The following is an 18,288-nucleotide window of genomic DNA, read 5'->3' on the forward strand; positions in this document are numbered from 1 at the left end:
TTCCCGGGCGCGGCTCCGGGACAAGGACTTACGACTAGCTCACGAAATCAGGATCGGTCCGCTCCAGCATGCGCTTGAAGGCGGCCCATTCCGTGTCGGGCATGCCGTTCAGTTCGATGCTGTCGTAGAAGGTGGCGTATTGGCCCGCGGTCTTGTGTGCGACGGCATCGGAGAGCGGTGCGATCTCGGCGCCTGCGGCCTGGATCGCGAGCTGCGCGCGGCAGGAACGTTCCAGATTGTGCATTAGCTTGAAGGCCTCTGCGATCGAGCGGCCGCAGGTCAGCATGCCGTGATTGCGCAGGATCATCACATACTTGTCGCCGAGATCGGCGACCAGGCGTAGCCGCTCGTCGAGGTCGAGGGCGATGCCCTCATAGTCGTGGTAGGCGAGGCAACCGGTGAACTGCATCGACCATTGATTGAGCGGCAGCAGGCCCTGCTTCTGGCAGGACACTGCGACGCCGGCAACGGTGTGGGTGTGCAGCACGCATATTGCGTCATGACGCGCGGCGTGCACTGCGCTGTGGATGGTGAAGCCGGCCGGATTGATGCCAAGACCAAGCGGGTCGTCGATGATGTTGCCGTCGAGATCGACAGTGACGAGGTTCGATGCCGTCACCTCCTCGAAGCGCATGCCGTAGGGATTGATCAGGAAGCGGTCGTGCTGGCCCGGAAGTCGCGCCGAGATGTGGGTATAGATGCTGTCATCGAGCCCGAGCCGGTGGATCAGTCGGTAGGCCGCGGCGAGGTCGATGCGGAATTGCTGGTTCTGGTCCTTCACACCGTCGGGCCGCACATGCGTCGTCATCGTTGCTGCTTGTCCCTCTCCGCGGGCCGTTCTGTTGAGTTGCAATGCCCGCGTCACTAAACTGTCGACAATCTAAGGTTTGATCAAGACTAAACTGTCGACAATCGGCGATTAAATAATATACAAGGGTCGAAAATGGACCTTTAATGCGCACGATTTCCCCTCCGGTCGGCTTGCCGGCCCTCAACGAGACCGACCTTGTCCGCCAGGTCGCCCGCCGCCTGACTGAAGCCATCGTCCAAGGGCGGCTGCCGCCGGGATCAAAGGTCGTCGAGGCCGGAATCGCGCGCGAACTGGGGGTGAGCCGGGCGCCGGTGCGCGAGGCCGCGCGGCTGCTCGAGCAACAGGGCTTGCTCGTCGCCAATCCGCGCCGCGGCTTCTTCGTCCGGCAGTTTGCCGCCGATGATATCGACGAGATCTACGACTTGCGTCTCTGCGTCGAGCGTCATGCCGCGGTGCTTGCCGCGCGCAACCTGACGCCGGAGACGCGCGACAAGCTGCGCCGGCAAATCGACGTGCTGCACGAGACCGCCGATCTCGACGATCCGGCGCGGCAGGTCGAAGAGGACTACCGCTTCCATCGCCTGATCTGCGAGATCGGCGGTAACCGGCGGATGCTGCGGGTGTTCGACGATCTCGCCTCGGAGCTGCGCATGGTGATCGGCCTGATCGGCCGCCTCTATGACGATCCGCACGAGGTCGCGCGTACGCATGAGCCGGTGCTCGCTGCGATCGAAGCCGGTCATCCCGAACGTATCGTCGCGCTTATCGACTACCACATCGGTGTTGCCTGGCGCGAAGTCGGACGGCTGGTGCGCGAGATTCCTCCTTTGCCGCTTGCGGCGAAATAGACGCGCGTGATCTTGCTCAGGCGCAATGTCGTGCGATCCATCTCACTTATTCATCCGACAGGAGTGTCCCGTGAAGGCCGTCTATAGTGATCTACACCGCAGCCATGATCCGCAGTTCTTCCTGGTCCGCGGCGTGGTCCAGCGCACCACCGAGCAGCCCGAGCGTGCCGATCGCCTGCTGGCAGGCCTGAAGGCGGGCAAGCACACGCTGATCGAGCCGACCAAATTCGGGCAGGGGCCGCGGGCGCGCGTGCACAGTCCGGAATATCTGAGCTTTCTCGCCGAGGCTTGGGATGCATGGTCCGCGCTCGGCGATGCCGGGCCGGAGATGATCGCGAACATCCACCCGGTGCGCAACGCCGCCACCTATCCGACCCATATCGTAGGCAAGCTCGGCTGGCACACGGCGGACACTGCGGCCCCGATCGGCGCGGGCACCTGGGCCGGCGCCTGCGCCTCGAGCGACGTGGCGGTCACCGCTGCGCAGATGGTGCTTGACGGTGAGGATGCGGTTTATGCGCTGTGCCGTCCGCCCGGCCACCATGCCTATCGCGATATGGCCGGCGGTTTCTGCTTCCTCAACAACAGCGCGATCGCGGCCGAGCATCTGCGCCAGAAGCATGAGCGCGTCGTCATCCTCGACGTCGACGTGCATCACGGCAACGGCACGCAGGGCATCTTCTACGAGCGGCAGGATGTGTTCACCGTCTCGATCCACGCCGACCCGTCGTTCTTCTATCCGTTCGTCTGGGGCTACGCGCATGAGCGCGGCGCCGGACCCGGCCTCGGCGCCAATCTCAACATTCCCCTGGCCAAGGGTACCGGCGACGACGACTACATGAAGGCGCTCGCGGCGGCGGAGAGGGCGATCCGCTCCTTCGCGCCGACCGCGCTCGTGGTCGCGCTCGGCCTCGACGCCTCCGAGAAGGATCCGCTCGCCGGTCTCGCCGTCACCACCGATGGCTTCCGCCGGATCGGCGAGGGGCTGGCCCGGTTTGGACTGCCGACGGTGCTGGTGCAGGAAGGCGGCTATCTTTCCGACATCCTCGGCGCCAATCTGACCGCGGTGCTCGGCGGATTCGAAGCCGCGCGCTAGTAGCCGTCGCTCATTGCTGGTAGGCCATGATGGATGGGAACGGTGCGCCGGGAGACCGGCAGGAGATGGAAGGTGCAGGTCCTTTGCGGTGAAGGAGTAGCGACGTATTTCCTGTCGACGTAGACGAGACCGCGTCCGTCAAAGCTCTTGCGAATGGCGGTCACCTTGCAGATCAGGATATCGTGGCTTCTCGCTCGAAATGGATCCAGGCTTGCGCTTGATGACCTCCAGATCGAGTTGCTGGCTCCCGTCTAGCCGCCCTCCGCTCGTTTGCCGAGCCGCGCGTGTTGACCTCTTCCCAGGAACCAGACCTGAAACGGGAGCAGCCCGCGCCGCTTCCCGCCGCGTTCGACATCGGCGCTGGCGCTACGCCCCTTTTATGGCCGCAACAGATGTGCAACATCAGGCGGCTGAGTGACTGATTTCATGTGCCTCAAAACGGTTTCCTAAACCGTAGGTCGGAAGTTCGAGTCTTCCCGGGATCGCCAATTCGGCATGGCTCGTCGGCCCCGCTCGACAAGCTCTCCGGCGCGAAAATTGCTAAAGGCAGGAGACTTCCTTCCTCGGCTGACTGCCGCCAGTCGCCTCACTGCCACACATCCGGAGACAACGATGCCTTTCGACTTGATCCTGCGCGGGGGGCGGGTGATCGACCCGTCCCAGAAGCTCGATGCCGTGACCGATGTCGCCTTTGCCGGCGGCAAGGTCGCCGCGATCGGCAGCGGGCTCAAGGCGAACCCTGCGACAGAGGTACGCGACGTCTCGCGGTTCATCGTCACGCCGGGGCTGATCGATCTGCACACCCACGTTTACTGGGGCGGCACCTCGCTCGGCATCGATGCCGAGGAATTCTGCCGCACCTCCGGCGTCACCACCGCGGTCGATACCGGCAGCGCCGGGCCCGGCAATTTCGCCGGCTTCCGCAAGCATGTGATCGAGCCGAGCCAGGTTCGCATCCTCGCCTACCTGCACGTCTCGCATGCCGGCATCTTCGGCTTCTCGCACCGGATCATGGTCGGAGAGAGCGAGGAGCTGCGGCTGATGAATCCGATCGAGGCAGCCGAGGTGGCGGATGCCAACCGCGATCTCATCGTCGGCATCAAGGTGCGCGTCGGATTGCACTCCTCGGGCACCTCGGGGGCCGTGCCGCTCGACATCGCGCTCGAGGTCGCGAACGAGGTCGGCATGCCCCTGATGGCGCATATCGACCATCCGCCGCCAAGCTACGAGGACGTGCTCGCCCGTCTGCGTCCCGGCGACGTTCTCACCCATGCGTTCCGCCCCTTTCCCAACACGCCCGCGACCGCGCAAGGCACGGTGAAGAAGGCGGTGCTGGAGGCGCGCGAGCGCGGCGTGCTGTTCGATATCGGCCACGGCAAGGGCTCGTTCGCGTTCAAGACCGCGCGCGCCATGCTCGCCAACGGCTTCTATCCCGACACCATCTCCTCCGACATCCATCAGCTCTGCATCGACGGCCCGGCCTACGATCAGGTCACGACCATGTCGAAGTTCCTGTGCATGGGCATGGAGCTCTCCGACGTCATCGCGGCCTCGACGGTGAACGCGGCGATGGCGCTGCGCCGCCCCGAACTCGGCAGCCTCAAACCGGGCAGCGTCGGCGACGCCACGCTTGTTACGGTCAGGCAAGGCCAGTTCGACTATGAAGACGTCGTCGGCGAGCACCTGATCGGTAACAGCAAGATCGTCTCGGAGGGGGTCGTCATCGGCGGCCGCTGGTGGCATCCGAATTGAGACGGCGGCCCCTACAGCGACCTCGCGATCAAGAGCTTCATGATCTCGTTGGTGCCGCCGTAGATCTTCTGGATGCGGGAGTCGATGAAGATGCGCGAGATCGGGTATTCCTGCATGTAGCCGTAGCCGCCGAACAGCTGCAGGCATTCGTCGGCGGTCTCGACCTGCTTCTCCGAGCACCAATATTTCGCCATCGATGCCGTGACGGTGTCGAGGTCTTTTGCGATCAAGCGCTCGATGCACCAATCGACGAAGACGCGCGCGATCATCGCCTCGGTCTTGCGCTCGGCGAGCGTGAACGCGGTGTTCTGGAAGTCCAGCAGCGGCTTGCCGAACGCCTTCCGCTCCTTGGTGTACTCAGTGGTGAGCTTGACGGCGCGCTCCATCGAGGCGACGGCGCCGACCGCGAGCGCAAGCCGCTCCTGCGGCAATTGCTGCATCAGCTGGACAAAACCCTGGCCTTCCTCATTGCCGAGCAGGTTTTCCGGCGGCACCGTCACGTTGTCGAAAAACAGCTCCGAGGTGTCGGAGGCGTGCAGGCCGATCTTGTCGAGGTTGCGCCCGCGCTTGTAGCCGTCCGCGCCCTCGGTCTCGACCACGATCAGCGAGATGCCCTTGGCGCCCGCTTCGCCGGTGCGCGCGACCACGATGACGAGATCGGCGGCCTGGCCGTTGGTGATGAACGTCTTCTGGCCGTTGATGACATAGGAATTGCCCTGCTTCTTCGCCGTGGTCTTGACGGCTTGAAGATCAGACCCGGTGCCGGGCTCGGTCATGGCGATGGCACCGACCATCTCGCCGGAGGCCATCTTCGGCAGCCAGCGCTTCTTCTGCTCCTCCGAGCCGTAATTGAGGATGTAGTGCGCGACGATGGCGCTGTGCACGGAGACGCCGGTCGTCAGCTCCGGCACCGTGCTTTCGAGATCGTCCAACACGGCAGCATCATAAGCGAAGGTCGCACCTAAGCCGCCATATTCCTCGGGCACGCTCGCCAGCAGCGCACCCATCTCGCCGAGCCCGCGCCAGGCGAAGCGGTCGACCATCTTCTGCTCGCGCCATTTTTCGGCGTGCGGCGCCAGGTCCTTGGCGAGATATTTCCGGAACTGGTCGCGGAAGACGTCGAGCTCTTCGGTCATCCAGGAGGAGCGATAGGACATGATTACCTCATCTTGGCGTGGACGGCGCGTGCGCATCACGCGTGCCACAGCAGTCGGGGCCGACGCAAGCCTGCCCGCTTCTGGTAGGCCAACCAAGAGTAGGGATGATTGTGTTTTCAGGCTGCCGGCGCAGTGTCGCCGCCAGGCGTTATCCGGCCTGCGCCGTCTTGCCGCCATCGATGACGAACTGACCGCCGGTCGTGTAGGGATGATCGTCCGAGGCCAGCACCAGGGCGAAAGCTGCGATCTCCTCCGGTGTTGCCACGCGTTGCAGGCCTGGAACATGCGACTTGGCCCATTGCGCGATGGCGACATGCCAGGCGGCGTCAGGCAGATTCTCCATGCCCGACAGGCGGCGGATGAAGGGCGTATCCGTCGTGCCCGGGATCAGCGTGTTGATGCGGATGCCGTATCTTGCGTAGTCGAGCGCGGCGGCCTGAACCAGGCCGACCAGCCCGCGCTTGGCCGCCGAATAGGCGGAGCGGTTGGCCGTGGTCGCGATGGCGTTGGACGATGAGGTGACGACGATCGATCCGCCCTTCTGTAACATGTGCGGGATCTGATATTTCATCGACAGGAACACGCCGCGCAGGTCGGTGCCCAGCACGTCGTCGAACTCGGCCGCGCTGTACTCGTGCAGGGGTTTTTCGACCGAGATGCCGGCATTGTTGAAGGCGACGTCGAGCCGGACGTAGCGTTCGATGGTCTTGTCGACCAGCGCCTTCACCTCGGCCTCGTTGCGGAGATCGGCGCGAATGAAAACGGCCTCGCCGCCGGCCTCGCGCACCTCGTTCTCTACCTGCTTGCCGCGCTCGACGTTGCGGCCGCAGAAGGCGACCCGGCCGCCTTCGGCCGCGAACATCAGCGTCGCGGCGCGACCGATGCCGGAGGTGCCCCCCGTGACGATGATGACCTTGCCCTCGAATCGGCGCTTGCCGCTCGGCTTCTGCTGAGGCAGCGTCGCGGCCTGGCCGAGCGCCACGCCGCCGGCGAGGCCGCCGGCGGCCCCGGCGAGCACACCCAGGACCGCGCCCCCGACCAGATGACGGCGCTTTACCGGGCTGCTTTGGGTGATATCCTGCATTTCGGTCATTTCGAACTCCGGTCGCTCAATCTGAACAGTGTTAAGATTGGTAGACCGCGATCTAAACAGTGTCAAGTTACATGAAGAAGCAGGGCTCCTCAGGCAAACGCAGCGCCGGTTTGACCCGGTCGAAGCCGGAGCCCGGCTATCATCACGGCGAATTGCAGGAGGCGCTGATCGCCGCCAGCGAAGCCATTCTGGCCGAGCAGGGTGCCGAAGGTTTCACGCTGCGCGAGGCCGCCCGCCGCGCCGGGGTCTCGCCGGCTGCCCCGTCGCACCATTTCGGCAATGCGCAGGGCCTTCTGACCGAGGTCGCGATCCGCGGTTACGACGCGCTGGCCGAAGCCTTGCGCGCGGCAGCCTCCGGCAAGCAGGGCGCGCGCGAAAAACTTCGGGCCCAGGGACTTGCCTATGTCGATTTTGCGCTGAGACATCCCGGCCGCTTCCAGATGATGTTTGCGAACAAGCGACTCGTTGCTGACGATGCACGCTTGAAGCAAGCGAGCCGGGCCGCCGGCCACGCCTTCGAGACCGTCGTGGCCGAGCTGGTCGGCGGCACCGCGAAGGAGGCGAAGACGGCGGCTGCGGCGGCCTGGTCGACCGTTCACGGCTTTGCCAAGCTTGCACTCGAAGAGAAATTCGGCTCTGTGAGGAACGAGGGCGGACGCCGCGAGATCATGATGACGCTTGATCAGGTCCTGAACTATCTATGGTCGGCGAGTGGCGCGCGCCGTTGAGCGAGGCCTGGATGACGTCATGACGAGCAAGACGACGGAGCTCAAGCTCGACATCGAGCGCATCGGCACGGTCTCGGCGATGCTGACGCGGCCGGATCATGCGCGCGCCTGCTACGTGCTGGCGCACGGCGCGGGCGCCGATATGCGGCATTCCTTCATGGGGAAGGTCGCAGCGGGACTCGCGGAGCGCGGCATCGCGACGTTCCGCTTCAATTTCCCTTACATGGAAGAGAAGAAGGGGCGTCCCGACCAGCCGGCGGTCGCGCACGCCGCCATCCGCGCGGCGGTCGGGGAGGTGGCGCGGCTGTGTCCCGGCGTGAAGCTCATTGCGGGTGGCAAATCTTTCGGCGGACGCATGACCTCGCAGGCGCAGGCGAAGGCACCTTTGCCTGACGTCAAAGGCCTCGCCTTCCTCGGCTTTCCTCTGCATGCCGCGAAGAAGCCGTCTTCGGAGCGCGCCGAGCACCTCTCCGACATCGCCATCCCCATGCTGTTCCTGCAGGGCACGCGCGATGCGCTTGCCGATCTGAGCTATTTCAAGCCTGTCGTCGAGAAGCTCGGCCCGAAGGCGATGCTGCATCAGGTCGAAGGCGGCGATCATTCGTTTGCGGTGCTGAAGAAGTCCGGCCGTAGCAGTGACGAGGCGCTCACCGAGGTGCTGGATACGCTCGCGGCCTGGATCGATGTGCTCGCCTGAGCCTCACGCCGAATAAAGCCCCTTGTCGCGCGCCTTCTGGATCGCCAGCGCGGCGATCAGGTCGAGCGTCGGTGTCGACAGGCCGGCGGTGCGTGCGAAGGCTTGGGGCGCCTTCACCAGCACGTCGATCTCCATGGCGCGGCCGAGCTCGAAGTCCTGCAGCAGCGACGGCTTGTGATTGGGGGCGGGGCCGCTTCGGGTGACGCGCTTGACCTCGGGAATGAAATGCTGGGCAATCTCGTTGGCTTCGTTCAGCATGCGCGGGATCACCTCCGCGAAGGCGGGGTCGTCGCGCACGCCGCGCGCGGTCTGGCCGGTGAGCAGGCACAGCACCGAGAGCGACATGTTGGTCAGCAGCTTTGACCAGATCGCCTCGCGGATCTCGGCCACCGGCGGCGATTCCAGCCGCGCGTCGTTGAAGACCCCGCGCAGCCTGGTGATGCGCTCGCAATTGCGGTCGTCGCACTCGCCGATCAGAAGGCGATTGCGGTCCGGCGTCAGGTTCTGCACCACCCCGGGCGCGATGACCTCGTTGGAGGAGAAGATTACGCCGCCGATGATCCGCTCCTTCGGGATGCAGGCGCGCAGGCGCCCGCCGGGATCGAGGAAGGAAATGTCCGGCGGCGTCGGGTGCCGCGGCGGCAGGCCGATGCCGTACCACCAGGGAATGCCGTTCTGGGCGAACACGATCGCGGTATCGTCTTGCAGCAACGGCTTGATGCTGGACACCAGTCCCGGCAGCGCGGTTGCCTTCAGCGTGGAGATCACGACGTCCTGCGGGCCGAGCTGGGCCGGATCGCCTGACGCGTTCACCTTGGCCCCGGCCTCTGAATCGCCGACGCGCAGCTTGAGTCCATTGGCGCGCGCCGCCTCCAGATGCGCCCCGCGCATCACGCACGAGACCTCGTGGCCGGCGCGCGCCAGCCGTACCGCAATGTGGCTGCCGACGGCGCCCGCGCCGAAAATGCAGATGCGCATGATGATATCCCGAACCTATCCCTTGGTGCCGTCCGGCAGCAGCATGACACAAGCCGCCATGCGATGGACGCGGCCGCCCTACGCCGGAAAGATATGGATCGGGACATGCAGCCTCGGCCATAGTGCAGGGCAAATAAACGACCGGAGGATCGCCGATGACTGCCAGCCCCGTCCTGTGGAGCCTCGATCAGCGTGGGGTTGCGACCGTCACGTTGAACCGGCCGGAGGTGAACAACGCCTATGACGGTGCGCTGATATCAGGCGTGCTCGCGGCCATGGACGAGCTGGCTAAGAAGCCGAACCTGCGGGTGGTCGTTCTCAGGGGCAACGGCAAGCATTTCCAGGCCGGCGCGGACCTCAAATGGATCAATGGCGTGCGGCCGCAATCGGCCGAGGCCAACGAGGCGGCCTCGCGGGCGACCTTCGAGGCCGTGCAGCGGCTCAACACCGTGGCCGTCCCGACGGTCGCGTTGGTGCAGGGCGGCTGTTTCGGCGGCGGCACCGGCGTGATCGCGGCTTGCGATGTCGTGATTGCCGCGGACAACGCGCTGTTCTCGATCACCGAGGTGCGATGGGGCCTGACGGCGGCCATCATCATCCCGCAGCTCTGCGACGCGATCGGTGTCCGACAAGTGCGCCGCTACGCGCTGACCGGCGAACGCTTCGGCGCAGAGGATGCCCGCCGCATCGGCCTCGTGCACGAGGTGGTGGCGCTCGCAGATCTCGAAACCGCAGGCGCCAAGGTGGTCGAGCAGCTGCTCGCCAACGGACCCGAGGCGATGGCCGAGACCAAGAAGCTCGCGCTGGAGAGCTCGTTCGGCGGCATGGCGGTGGACGATGCGGTCTACAAGCGGCTGGTGCAGCTGCATTCGCTCAAGCGCCAGAGCACGGAGGCGGCGGAGGGACTGGCGTCATTTGCCGAGAAGCGGGCGGCGAAGTGGGGCGGCGGAATAGCCTGAACGTCAGCAGCCGCGGCAGATGTTGTTGATGCTGCGGTGGACCGCGTCGTCGTCCTGCCGCATCTGGCGCAGCGTTTCGAGCGTGTTGCTCTCGGCGATTGCTGGCGCCCGCTTGCGCTTCGCCGCGAGCTCGTCCTCCTGCCGCTTGTAGCAGGCTTCGCGCTCGGGCTTGGCCTGGATGAAGCGGCAGTTCTGCTCCACGGCCACGGCGGGGCAGGTTGAGATCGCGAGAACGACCAGGCCGGGCAGGGCGAATTTCAAAAGCGTCGAATCCATCTGTGAACCAAGGTGCTGGTCGTCGCCCGGCTTGACCGGGCGACCCAGTACGCCGCCGCCTCTCCGTACACGTTTGACGCCTCTGGAATACTGGATCGCGATGACAGTGGGGCGCGACGGCTCTTCTCTCAGGTCCGTCGTCTGAGGGCAATCGCCATTTTGTCCACCCGATGCTGCTCACAGCGACGGCGCCAGTGACGTTTTCAGCAGCGTCAGCAGCGCCTGCACCGCGGCCGCGTTGCGGCGCCGCTCGGGAATTGCAGCTTTCACCCACAGTTCCGGAATCGGAAAGTCGCGCAGCACGGGCTTCAGCCTGCCCTCGCGCAACGCATCCGCGACGAGATAATGCGAGATCAGTGCGATGCCGTTGCCGGCGATCGCGCTGCGTGCCAGCACGTGTGCTTCGTTGGAGGACAGCAGTGGGCTGACCTGGATGCTGATGCGGCCGCGCGGTCCGTCGAAGACCCATTCCGGTCCGGTCGGCATGAAGCTGAGGCAGCGATGCTCGACCAGATCGCGCGGATGTCTTGGCGTGCCATGTTTCTTCAAGTAAGCCGGCGAGGCGCAGAGCAGCCGCTTCAGCGGACACAGCGGCTCGTCGATCACACCGCCGAACGAATGCGGGAAGGCGCCGATGGCGATGTCAAAACCTTCGGTGACGGGATCGACGGGACGATCGATCAACACGATCTCGAGCTTCAGTCGCGGATTCTGGGTCTGGAAGGCGCTGAAGGCATCGGCGAGCCGTGCCACGGTCAGCGAGGTCGGCGCCTTGATGCGCAAGTGATCGACGAGATCGTGGCCCTTCTCGCCCATGCGCGAGAGCAGATCGGTCGCATCGGCCACGACGCCGCGCGCGCGATGCACATAGCGCTGCCCGGCTTCGGTGAGCCGCAATTGCCGGGTCGAGCGGTGAAACAGCGGCGTGCCGATCCGTGTCTCCAGCTGCGTGACGCGCTTGGCGACCACCGACGTCGAGACGTTGAGCTTTCGCGCGGCGGCAGAGAAGCCGGTGGCATCCGCGGTGGCGAGGAAGGCCTGAAGGTTCACCAGGATATCCATGTCGATCTTTCTCGATTCGCGAAAGCTGATCGCGTATTTTGGTGGATTGTACGCTTGCTCGCGTTAATTCATAGTCGCCCCAAGCAAGAGATTCCGGGAGCGGACGCGCCATGCGGGCCACGATGATCGAAGAACCGGCACGACGAGTGCCGCTCTATGGCGAATATGAAGTCGTCGTCCTCGGCGGTGGTCCGGCCGGCATCATGGCGGCGGCGTCCGCGGCGCGGGCCGGACGGCGGACCTTACTGATCGAACGCTACGGCTTTCTGGGCGGCATGGGCACCGCAGCCGGTGTCACCAACTTTTGCGGCCTGCACGGCAACGTCCATGGTGAGCACCGGCGGCTGGTGCAGGGCATGGCGTCGGAGCTGCTGGCGCGGATCGATCATCTCAACGGCCTCAATGCGCCGCATCTGATCCTCGGCAAGGTCTTCGCGCAAGCTTACGACACCGCGGCCTACAAGATCGCGGCCGACGAGCTGCTCGCCAGCCACAAGGTGAATATCCTCTTCCACGCGCTCGGCGCCGGCGTCGTCATGGCTGATGAGCGCCGCATCGACGCGTTGCTGGTCGAGACCAAGGCAGGTCGGCAGGCCGTGCGCGCGGAGATATTCATCGACTGCTCCGGCGACGGCGATCTCGCGGTCTGGGCCGGTGCGCCATTCGAAATCGGCGACGCGCACGGCCATCCGCTCTATCCCTCGATGATGCTCCGCCTCAACGGCATCGATCCCGCAAAGGCCGGCGAGGCCTGGCGCACCATTCCGCAATTGATGGAAAAGGCCGCGGCCGCCGGCACCCACGCATTCCCGCGCAAGAGCGCGATCGTGCGGCCGCAAAAGTCCGGCATCGAGTGGCGGGTGAACTTCACGCAAGTCGCACGCGAGGACGGCCAGGCCATCAACGGTATTGAGCCCGACGATCTCACCCGCGGCGAAATCGAAGGCCGCAAGCAGGCGCTCGCCGCGTTCGAATTCCTGCGCACCGTGCCGGGCTTTGAAAAATCCTACATCGTCGATCTGCCGCCGCAGCTCGGCATCCGCGAGACCCGCCGCATCAAGGGCGGCTATCAGCTCAGCGGCGAGGACGTGCTCGGCTGCGCCTCTTTCGCGGATTCCATCGGCGTCAACGGCTGGCCGATCGAAGCCCATGTTCCCGGCGACGTCGTCTTCACCTTCCCGCCGATCCCGGAATCCCGCGGCTACAACGAGCTGCCTTACCGGATGCTGGTGCCTGACCGCGTCGACAATCTCCTGGTCGCCGGCCGCTGTGCCTCGATGACCCATGAGGGTCAGTCGGCGGCGCGGGTCTCCGGTGCCTGTTTCGTGATGGGTGAGGCCGCCGGTTCCGCGGCGGCGCTGGCGTTGTCCGGAAACAGGATCCCGCGTGACATCCCCGTTGAAAAATTGCAGGAAACGTTGAAACAACAGGGCGCTTTCGTCGGGCGAGATCAGGCTGTGCCCGAAGGCCTTTAACGGACTGCAAGACAACGACGGTGGAGGGAACGGGATGATCGGGATAGTGCGGCTTGCGCTGGCAGGCCTGGTGGCGATCATGGCGATCGGCACCGCGCGGGCCGAGGACGCGCTGAAGGCCAAGATCGGCGTGCTCCGCCTGTCATCCTCCGCGCCGGTCTTCATCGCGCAGGACAAGGGCTACTTCCGCGACGCCGGATTGGAGGTCGAACTGAAATTCTTCGACGCGGCGCAGCCGATCGCGGTGGCCACCACCTCCGGCGACGTTGATTTCGGCGTCACCGCCTTCACTGCGGGCCTCTACAATCTCGCCGGCAAGGGCGTGCTGAAGGTGATCGGCGGCATGAGCCGCGAGAAGCCCGGCTATCCCCTGATCGGCTATTTCGCCAGCAACAATGCCTTCGCCGCGGGCTTGAAGACGCCGAAGGATCTCGCGGGCAAGCGCGTTGCGGTCACGCAGGTCGGATCGAGCTTTCACTATTCGCTCGGCCTGCTCGCCGACAAATACGGCTTCAAGCTCGCGGATGTGAAGATCGTGCCGCTGCAATCGCTGTCGAATGCGGCCGCCGCGCTGAAAGGCGAAACCGTCGATGCCGCGCTTCTACCCGTCTCCACTGCGCGAAAGCTGATGGACGAGGGCGGCGCGAAGTTTCTGGGCTGGGTCGGCGACGAGACGCCGTGGCAGTTAGGGGCGGTGTTCGCCTCGCCGAAGACGCTGACCAACAAGGCGCTGGTGACCAAGCTGCTCGGCGCTTTGACGAAGGCCGACCGCGAGTACCACGACGTCATTCTCGCCGCGATGAAAGATGGCGTTGCGCCGATCAATGAGCAGACAAAACCGCTGCTGGAGATCATCGCCAAGTACACCAATCTGCCGGTCGAGCAGGTCGTCGGCAATTGCGCCTATATCGATCCCGAGGGCAAGCTGGATGTGAAGAACGTCGACAACCAGATCAAATGGCTGCAGGAGCAGGGATTCGCGGACAAGGGTTTTGACGCGAACGGGATCATCGCCAAAGACTATGTGAAGGCGGATTGATGCGGCGAGCGCCATTCCAAACCCGTCATCCTTCGAGGCTCCCATCGCGGTGCATTTGCACCGCAATGCTCGCACCTCGGGATGACGCGGCGCGAATCGAAGGTGCCGCATGGACCTGATCGCCAGCCACATCACCCATCGCTTCGGCGATCTCGCCGTGCTCGACGATATCTCTTTCACCGTTAGCGCGGGCGAGGTGGTGGCAGTCGTGGGGCCCTCCGGCTGCGGCAAGAGCACGCTGCTGTCGATTCTCGGCGGGCTGCTGCAGCCGACCTCCGGCGCGCCCGAGCTGCGCGGCGCGCCGCCGGCGGACAGCCTCAATCCGCTGACCTTCGTGTTCCAGGATTTTGCGCTGCTGCCCTGGGCAACTGTGGAGGAGAACGTCGAATTTCCGTTGCTGCACACCCAGCTCTCGGCAGCCCAGCGCCGCGCGCTGGTCGAGGACGCCCTGCGCCGCACCGGCCTGACCGATTTCCGCCAGACTTATCCAAAGCAGCTGTCCGGCGGCATGCGCCAGCGCGTCGGCATCTCGCGCGCGCTTGCGGTGAAGCCCGCCATCCTGCTGATGGACGAGCCGCTGTCGGCGCTGGATTCGCAGACGCGCGAGCTCCTGATGGAGGATTTCGTCCGTCTGCTCGCCGATGGCGGCATGGGCGCGGTCTACGTCACCCACAATCTCGAAGAGGCCGCGCGGCTCGCCGACCGCATCGTTGTGCTGTCGCGGCGACCGGGGCGCATCCGCGAAGTCGTGCCTGTGCCGATGACGCGGGCGGCGCGCGGCGAGATCACTGCGCGTGAAAAGCTGCTGGACTTGCAGAACCAGATCTGGTCGCTGATCCGCAACGAAGCCATCGACGCCGAGCGCGAGGTCCAGCATGCTTGATCGCGCCGGCCTGCCTGCGAAGGATGAGACGACGCGCCGCGTCCACTTCCGCGGCGCCGGCTTCGTGCCTGCCTCGAGCCGTTTCGGCGGCTGGATTGCGCTCGCGCTGGTCATCGCGATATGGCAGGCGGCGGGCAGCACCAAGCTCGTCAACCCGCTGTTCCTGCCGGCGCCCTCGGCGATCGCGCGCGCGATCTACCAGCTCGCGGTCTCAGGCGCGCTCTGGCAGCATGTGTCCGCTTCGCTCTTGCGCATCGGCATCGGCTGGCTGCTTGGGACAGCGGCCGGCGTCGCCGTCGGCTTTGCCATCGGCCTGTCGCGGCTCGCGCGCAGCGTCGGCATCACTTTCATCTCGGCGTTATTTCCGATCCCGAAGATCGCGCTGCTGCCGCTGTTGATCCTCTGGCTCGGGATCGGCGAAGAGCCGAAGATCGCGACCATTGCGCTCGGGGTGTTCTTCTCGACCGCGATCTCGGTCTATAGCGGCGTCGATGCGGTGCCGCGCAACCTGATCCGGATGGCGCAGAGTTTCAACGTGCCCTTCGTCACCATCGTGCGCAAGGTGATCTGGCCGGGCGCGCTGCCCGCCGTCCTCGCCGGCTTCCGCATTACGGCTTCGGTGGCCCTGCTGCTCGTCGTCAGCGCCGAGATGATCGGCGCGCAATACGGCATCGGCGCCTTCGTGCTGCAGGCCGGCAATCTGATGCAGACCGATCAGCTGCTCGCCGGCGTGGTGATCCTTTCGGTATTCGGGCTGGCGGTGGGAAAGGTGATCGGCTGGCTGGAGATACGGCTGTTGCACTGGCGGTAGCCACGTCCGTCATTGCGAGGAGCGAAGCGACGAAGCAATCCAGATTCTCTCCGCGGAGAGATTCTGGATTGCTTTGCTTCGCTCGCAATGACGGGGTGGTTAGCCCCAGTGCCTCACGCGTTCCCGCGATCTTCCCTGAACAAATCCAGCTTCTGCTGCACGGGCCGATCCGAGAAGCTGAATAGCACGGCGTCCTCATCCGCCTCGTGCGTCACCCAGTGCCAGCTCGGGACGACGAACAGGTCGCGCGGGCCCCACTCGAAAACGGTGTCGCCAATGCGGCTGCGTCCCTTGCCCTCGATCGGGCAGAACACCGTCGCATCGGTCGAACGATAGCGCGCGGTGCCAAAACCCTTCGGCAGCAATTGAATGAACGTGCCGATCGTCGGCATCGCGAAGTCGCCGGTCTCGGGGTTGCTGAACTTCAGCTTCAGTCCGTGACATGCGTCCCAGTCCTGGCTCGCGCGGGCCTTCTCCAGGGCCTCTCGGGTATAAGCGTAGGGATAGCTGAAGATGGGCGATGTCTTCGAGCTCCGCTTGACGTCGACCGGCAAGAGGTTGTGGCCGTAGCGGGCAAAGCTGTCGCCGGCAGGTTTTGTAATTCTCTGCTGGTCCTCTTTCGAGCCTTCGGCGAAGGAGCAGTCGAAGAACTGCACCAAAGGAATATCGAGGCCATCCAGCCAGAACATCGGCTCATTCGTCTCGTTGGAATGATCGTGCCAGGTCATCGACGGCGTGATGATGAAGTCGCCGGGCTCCATCGCGGTACGTTCGCCGTCGACGGCGGTGTGGGCCCCCTTGCCTTCGAGCACGAAGCGCAGCGCCGACTGGCTGTGACGGTGCGCAGGCGCGACGTCGCCGGGCACCACCATCTGCACGCCGGCATAGAGCGAGGTCGTGATCTTGGATTGCCCGCGCAGGCCGGGATTCTCCAGCACCAGAACGCGCCGTTCGGCCTCCTTGGCGGTGATCAGCTTGCCGGCCTCCGTCATGTAGTCGCGGATGACGCCGAACTTCCAGAGGTGAGGGCGGCACGCGCTCTTCGGCTCCGGCGTGATCAGGTCGCTCATCACCGTCCAGAGCGCGGTGAGATTCTCGCCGTCGATCTTCTTGTAAAACGCCTCGCGTTCCGGCGTCTTGGTCACGGCTTCCATGGCGCGCCTCCTGTTCGTTTCTAAATTGACAGTATACTTACGATCTAGGTAGCGTCAATGCGACGAGTGAACTACAAGACAGTCATTCCGGGGCACGCGAAGCGTGAACCCTGAATCTCGAGATTCCGGGTTCTATGCTGACGCATCGCCCCGGAATGACAAACGGGAGGGTTCCAATGAAGCTGCACGGCTATTTCCGCTCCAGCGCCGCTTACCGCGTGCGGATCGCGCTGAACCTGAAGGGACTTGGCGCCGAGCATCTGCCGCATCACCTTCGCAAGGGCGAGCAATGTGCGCCCGCTTATCTTGCCATCAACCCGCAGGGCCTGGTGCCGGCCCTGGAGAACGATGCAGGTGCAGTGCTGACCCAATCGGTCGCGATTATCGAGTGGCTCGACGAGACTCACCCTAATCCGCCGCTGCTGCCGAAAGATCCGCTGCGGCGCGCCAAGGTGCGCGCGTTCGCGCTCGCGATCGCTTGCGACACCCATCCGGTGCAGAACCTGAAAGTGCTGGCGCGGTTGCGCGAGCTCGGCCTGCCCGAGGAGAAGGTCCAGGACTGGGCCGCCTGGGTCAATCGCGAGGGCCTTGCGGCTTGCGAGACGCTGATCAAGGACGAGCCGGTCCCGTTCTGCTTCGGCGATGCGCCGACGCTCGCCGACCTCTGCCTGGTGCCGCAGCTCGCCAATGCCCGCCGCTTCGGCGTCGATGTCTCGGCCTATCCGCGCCTGCTCAAGGCCGAGGCCGCCGCCAGGGCGCTGCCGGCGTTTGCCGATGCCGCACCGGAGAAGCAGCCCGATGCCGAATAAGCCTGCCGCTCCGATCACGATGGACGCCGTCTATGCCGCGCCGGGCTACCTGTTCCGGCGCATGCAGCAGATCGCGGTCTCGATCTTCATGGAGGAGTGCAAGGCGTTCGATCTCACGCCGGTGCAATATGCCGCGTTGGTCGCGATCCATACTCATCCCGGCATCGACGCGACGCGGCTCTCGGCCGTGATCGCCTTCGATCGCTCCACGCTCGGCAGCGTGATCGAGCGGCTGCTGGCCAAGGATTTTATCGAGCGCAAGCCGGCACCCGAGGACAAGCGGATCAAGTTGCTGTATCTGACGAAGTCAGGCGCGGCGATCCTGCGCGAGATCATCCCCGCCGTCGAGCGGGCCCAGGCGCGGATGCTGGAGCCGCTGAATCCCGCAGACCGCAAGACGCTGATGGGGCTCTTGGCGCAACTGGTGGATCTCAACAACGAGGCCTCGCGCGTCCCGCTGCGGGCCGAGGATGCTCTGGAACATCTGGGGAAGGGCGGGTGAGGCCCTGCTGCAGCCTCTAAAGCGCGATGGGATCAGGATGAATCACCATCGCGCTTTGGGTTATTGTTTGAGCATGATCTTTTCGGAAAACCGCTGCACACTTTTCGGGATCATGCTCTAACTCCGCTGTCATTCCCCGCGCTGGCGGGGAATCCAGT

Annotated in this window: 19 protein-coding genes and 1 tRNA gene; 13 read left to right on the forward strand and 7 right to left on the reverse strand. The window is 64.8% G+C overall.

Features of this window, described 5'->3' with window-relative positions:
* Window positions 1-34 precede the first annotated feature (34 nt).
* Window positions 35-808, reverse strand: a complete 774-nt coding sequence (locus tag P6U27_RS03195) for a class II aldolase/adducin family protein (protein WP_122400609.1) — start codon at window positions 806-808, stop codon at window positions 35-37.
* 146 nt (window positions 809-954) lie between these two features.
* Between P6U27_RS03195 and P6U27_RS03200 the strand changes: the two genes are divergently transcribed.
* The 4 genes from P6U27_RS03200 to P6U27_RS03215 all read left to right on the forward strand — a co-directional run bounded on the left by P6U27_RS03200 (window position 955) and on the right by P6U27_RS03215 (window position 4,507).
* Window positions 955-1,659 (forward strand): GntR family transcriptional regulator, encoded by a 705-nt coding sequence (locus P6U27_RS03200; RefSeq protein WP_122400610.1) that lies wholly within the window; start codon window positions 955-957, stop codon window positions 1,657-1,659.
* Window positions 1,660-1,729: 70 nt separating this feature from the next.
* Window positions 1,730-2,755 (forward strand): histone deacetylase family protein, encoded by a 1,026-nt coding sequence (locus P6U27_RS03205; RefSeq protein ID WP_122400611.1) that lies wholly within the window; start codon window positions 1,730-1,732, stop codon window positions 2,753-2,755.
* Between the two features lie 420 nt (window positions 2,756-3,175).
* Window positions 3,176-3,243, forward strand: a tRNA-Ser gene (locus P6U27_RS03210).
* A gap of 124 nt (window positions 3,244-3,367) precedes the next feature.
* On the forward strand, window positions 3,368-4,507 hold the full coding sequence (locus P6U27_RS03215; protein ID WP_129143404.1) for an amidohydrolase/deacetylase family metallohydrolase: 1,140 nt from the start codon (window positions 3,368-3,370) through the stop codon (window positions 4,505-4,507).
* 11 nt (window positions 4,508-4,518) lie between these two features.
* Here the strand turns inward: P6U27_RS03215 and P6U27_RS03220 are convergent, their stop codons facing one another.
* On the reverse strand, window positions 4,519-5,664 hold the full coding sequence (locus P6U27_RS03220) for an acyl-CoA dehydrogenase family protein (protein WP_129143405.1): 1,146 nt from the start codon (window positions 5,662-5,664) through the stop codon (window positions 4,519-4,521).
* Between the two features lie 148 nt (window positions 5,665-5,812).
* Window positions 5,813-6,757, reverse strand: a complete 945-nt coding sequence (locus tag P6U27_RS03225; protein WP_245162737.1) for an SDR family NAD(P)-dependent oxidoreductase — start codon at window positions 6,755-6,757, stop codon at window positions 5,813-5,815.
* Between the two features lie 59 nt (window positions 6,758-6,816).
* Here P6U27_RS03225 and P6U27_RS03230 point away from each other — a divergent pair, with 59 nt between their 5' ends.
* Both P6U27_RS03230 and P6U27_RS03235 read left to right on the forward strand, forming a co-directional pair.
* Window positions 6,817-7,485 (forward strand): TetR/AcrR family transcriptional regulator, encoded by a 669-nt coding sequence (locus P6U27_RS03230; protein ID WP_407193677.1) that lies wholly within the window; start codon window positions 6,817-6,819, stop codon window positions 7,483-7,485.
* A 19-nt stretch (window positions 7,486-7,504) separates the two neighbouring features.
* The gene (locus P6U27_RS03235; protein ID WP_129143407.1) at window positions 7,505-8,182 is read left to right on the forward strand and encodes an alpha/beta family hydrolase; all 678 of its coding nucleotides are present in this window, start codon (window positions 7,505-7,507) and stop codon (window positions 8,180-8,182) included.
* Window positions 8,183-8,185: 3 nt separating this feature from the next.
* Here the strand turns inward: P6U27_RS03235 and P6U27_RS03240 are convergent, their stop codons facing one another.
* A complete protein-coding gene (locus P6U27_RS03240) occupies window positions 8,186-9,160 on the reverse strand; it encodes a ketopantoate reductase family protein (protein WP_122400614.1) in 975 nt (324 codons plus the stop codon).
* 155 nt (window positions 9,161-9,315) lie between these two features.
* Here P6U27_RS03240 and P6U27_RS03245 point away from each other — a divergent pair, with 155 nt between their 5' ends.
* Complete coding sequence (locus P6U27_RS03245; protein ID WP_129143408.1) at window positions 9,316-10,119, forward strand: enoyl-CoA hydratase-related protein; 804 nt, start codon at window positions 9,316-9,318, stop codon at window positions 10,117-10,119.
* Between the two features lie 3 nt (window positions 10,120-10,122).
* Here P6U27_RS03245 and P6U27_RS03250 read toward each other — a convergent pair whose 3' ends face one another.
* Both P6U27_RS03250 and P6U27_RS03255 read right to left on the reverse strand, forming a co-directional pair.
* A complete protein-coding gene (locus tag P6U27_RS03250) occupies window positions 10,123-10,395 on the reverse strand; it encodes a hypothetical protein (protein WP_122400616.1) in 273 nt (90 codons plus the stop codon).
* A 177-nt stretch (window positions 10,396-10,572) separates the two neighbouring features.
* Window positions 10,573-11,457, reverse strand: a complete 885-nt coding sequence (locus P6U27_RS03255; protein WP_129143409.1) for a LysR family transcriptional regulator — start codon at window positions 11,455-11,457, stop codon at window positions 10,573-10,575.
* 110 nt (window positions 11,458-11,567) lie between these two features.
* Between P6U27_RS03255 and P6U27_RS03260 the strand changes: the two genes are divergently transcribed.
* The 4 genes from P6U27_RS03260 to P6U27_RS03275 all read left to right on the forward strand — a co-directional run bounded on the left by P6U27_RS03260 (window position 11,568) and on the right by P6U27_RS03275 (window position 15,665).
* Window positions 11,568-12,932 carry an FAD-dependent oxidoreductase gene (locus P6U27_RS03260; RefSeq protein ID WP_407193678.1) on the forward strand — a complete coding sequence of 455 codons (1,365 nt, stop codon included), beginning with the start codon at window positions 11,568-11,570 and terminating at the stop codon, window positions 12,930-12,932.
* Window positions 12,933-12,966: 34 nt separating this feature from the next.
* On the forward strand, window positions 12,967-13,971 hold the full coding sequence (locus P6U27_RS03265) for an ABC transporter substrate-binding protein (RefSeq protein WP_129143411.1): 1,005 nt from the start codon (window positions 12,967-12,969) through the stop codon (window positions 13,969-13,971).
* Window positions 13,972-14,080: 109 nt separating this feature from the next.
* A complete protein-coding gene (locus P6U27_RS03270) occupies window positions 14,081-14,854 on the forward strand; it encodes an ABC transporter ATP-binding protein (RefSeq protein WP_129143412.1) in 774 nt (257 codons plus the stop codon).
* Window positions 14,847-15,665, forward strand: coding sequence for an ABC transporter permease (locus P6U27_RS03275; RefSeq protein WP_129143413.1), 819 nt, complete (start codon window positions 14,847-14,849; stop codon window positions 15,663-15,665). Before P6U27_RS03270 ends, P6U27_RS03275 begins: the two co-directional genes overlap by 8 nt.
* Before the next feature lie 113 nt (window positions 15,666-15,778).
* Here the strand turns inward: P6U27_RS03275 and gtdA are convergent, their stop codons facing one another.
* Window positions 15,779-16,819: a gentisate 1,2-dioxygenase gene (gene gtdA, locus P6U27_RS03280; RefSeq protein WP_129143414.1), complete on the reverse strand. Its 1,041-nt coding sequence runs from the start codon at window positions 16,817-16,819 to the stop codon at window positions 15,779-15,781.
* Window positions 16,820-16,995: 176 nt separating this feature from the next.
* On the opposite strand from gtdA, the gene maiA reads away from it, so the two are divergent.
* The gene (gene maiA / locus P6U27_RS03285; RefSeq protein ID WP_129143415.1) at window positions 16,996-17,628 is read left to right on the forward strand and encodes a maleylacetoacetate isomerase; all 633 of its coding nucleotides are present in this window, start codon (window positions 16,996-16,998) and stop codon (window positions 17,626-17,628) included.
* A complete protein-coding gene (locus P6U27_RS03290; protein ID WP_164936874.1) occupies window positions 17,618-18,130 on the forward strand; it encodes a MarR family winged helix-turn-helix transcriptional regulator in 513 nt (170 codons plus the stop codon). The genes maiA and P6U27_RS03290 overlap by 11 nt, the downstream gene beginning before the upstream one ends.
* Window positions 18,131-18,288: the final 158 nt, after the last annotated feature.

This window comes from Bradyrhizobium sp. STM 3566 (assembly GCF_045571445.1).
GTDB classification, from domain to species: domain Bacteria; phylum Pseudomonadota; class Alphaproteobacteria; order Rhizobiales; family Xanthobacteraceae; genus Bradyrhizobium; species Bradyrhizobium vignae.

What these genes read in the sequence shown, in the direction of transcription:
- P6U27_RS03270 (WP_129143412.1), top strand. Translation starts at nt 14,081, where the DNA reads ATGGACCTGATCGCCAGCCACATCACCCATCGCTTCGGCGATCTCGCC.
- P6U27_RS03265 (WP_129143411.1), top strand. Translation starts at nt 12,967, where the DNA reads ATGATCGGGATAGTGCGGCTTGCGCTGGCAGGCCTGGTGGCGATCATG.
- P6U27_RS03245 (WP_129143408.1), top strand. Translation starts at nt 9,316, where the DNA reads ATGACTGCCAGCCCCGTCCTGTGGAGCCTCGATCAGCGTGGGGTTGCG.
- P6U27_RS03235 (WP_129143407.1), top strand. Translation starts at nt 7,505, where the DNA reads ATGACGAGCAAGACGACGGAGCTCAAGCTCGACATCGAGCGCATCGGC.
- P6U27_RS03215 (WP_129143404.1), top strand. Translation starts at nt 3,368, where the DNA reads ATGCCTTTCGACTTGATCCTGCGCGGGGGGCGGGTGATCGACCCGTCC.
- P6U27_RS03195 (WP_122400609.1), bottom strand. Translation starts at nt 808, where the DNA reads ATGACGACGCATGTGCGGCCCGACGGTGTGAAGGACCAGAACCAGCAA.
- maiA (WP_129143415.1), top strand. Translation starts at nt 16,996, where the DNA reads ATGAAGCTGCACGGCTATTTCCGCTCCAGCGCCGCTTACCGCGTGCGG.
- P6U27_RS03225 (WP_245162737.1), bottom strand. Translation starts at nt 6,757, where the DNA reads ATGACCGAAATGCAGGATATCACCCAAAGCAGCCCGGTAAAGCGCCGT.
- P6U27_RS03220 (WP_129143405.1), bottom strand. Translation starts at nt 5,664, where the DNA reads ATGTCCTATCGCTCCTCCTGGATGACCGAAGAGCTCGACGTCTTCCGC.
- P6U27_RS03240 (WP_122400614.1), bottom strand. Translation starts at nt 9,160, where the DNA reads ATGCGCATCTGCATTTTCGGCGCGGGCGCCGTCGGCAGCCACATTGCG.
- P6U27_RS03200 (WP_122400610.1), top strand. Translation starts at nt 955, where the DNA reads ATGCGCACGATTTCCCCTCCGGTCGGCTTGCCGGCCCTCAACGAGACC.
- P6U27_RS03255 (WP_129143409.1), bottom strand. Translation starts at nt 11,457, where the DNA reads ATGGATATCCTGGTGAACCTTCAGGCCTTCCTCGCCACCGCGGATGCC.
- P6U27_RS03250 (WP_122400616.1), bottom strand. Translation starts at nt 10,395, where the DNA reads ATGGATTCGACGCTTTTGAAATTCGCCCTGCCCGGCCTGGTCGTTCTC.
- gtdA (WP_129143414.1), bottom strand. Translation starts at nt 16,819, where the DNA reads ATGGAAGCCGTGACCAAGACGCCGGAACGCGAGGCGTTTTACAAGAAG.
- P6U27_RS03290 (WP_164936874.1), top strand. Translation starts at nt 17,618, where the DNA reads ATGCCGAATAAGCCTGCCGCTCCGATCACGATGGACGCCGTCTATGCC.
- P6U27_RS03260 (WP_407193678.1), top strand. Translation starts at nt 11,568, where the DNA reads ATGCGGGCCACGATGATCGAAGAACCGGCACGACGAGTGCCGCTCTAT.
- P6U27_RS03275 (WP_129143413.1), top strand. Translation starts at nt 14,847, where the DNA reads ATGCTTGATCGCGCCGGCCTGCCTGCGAAGGATGAGACGACGCGCCGC.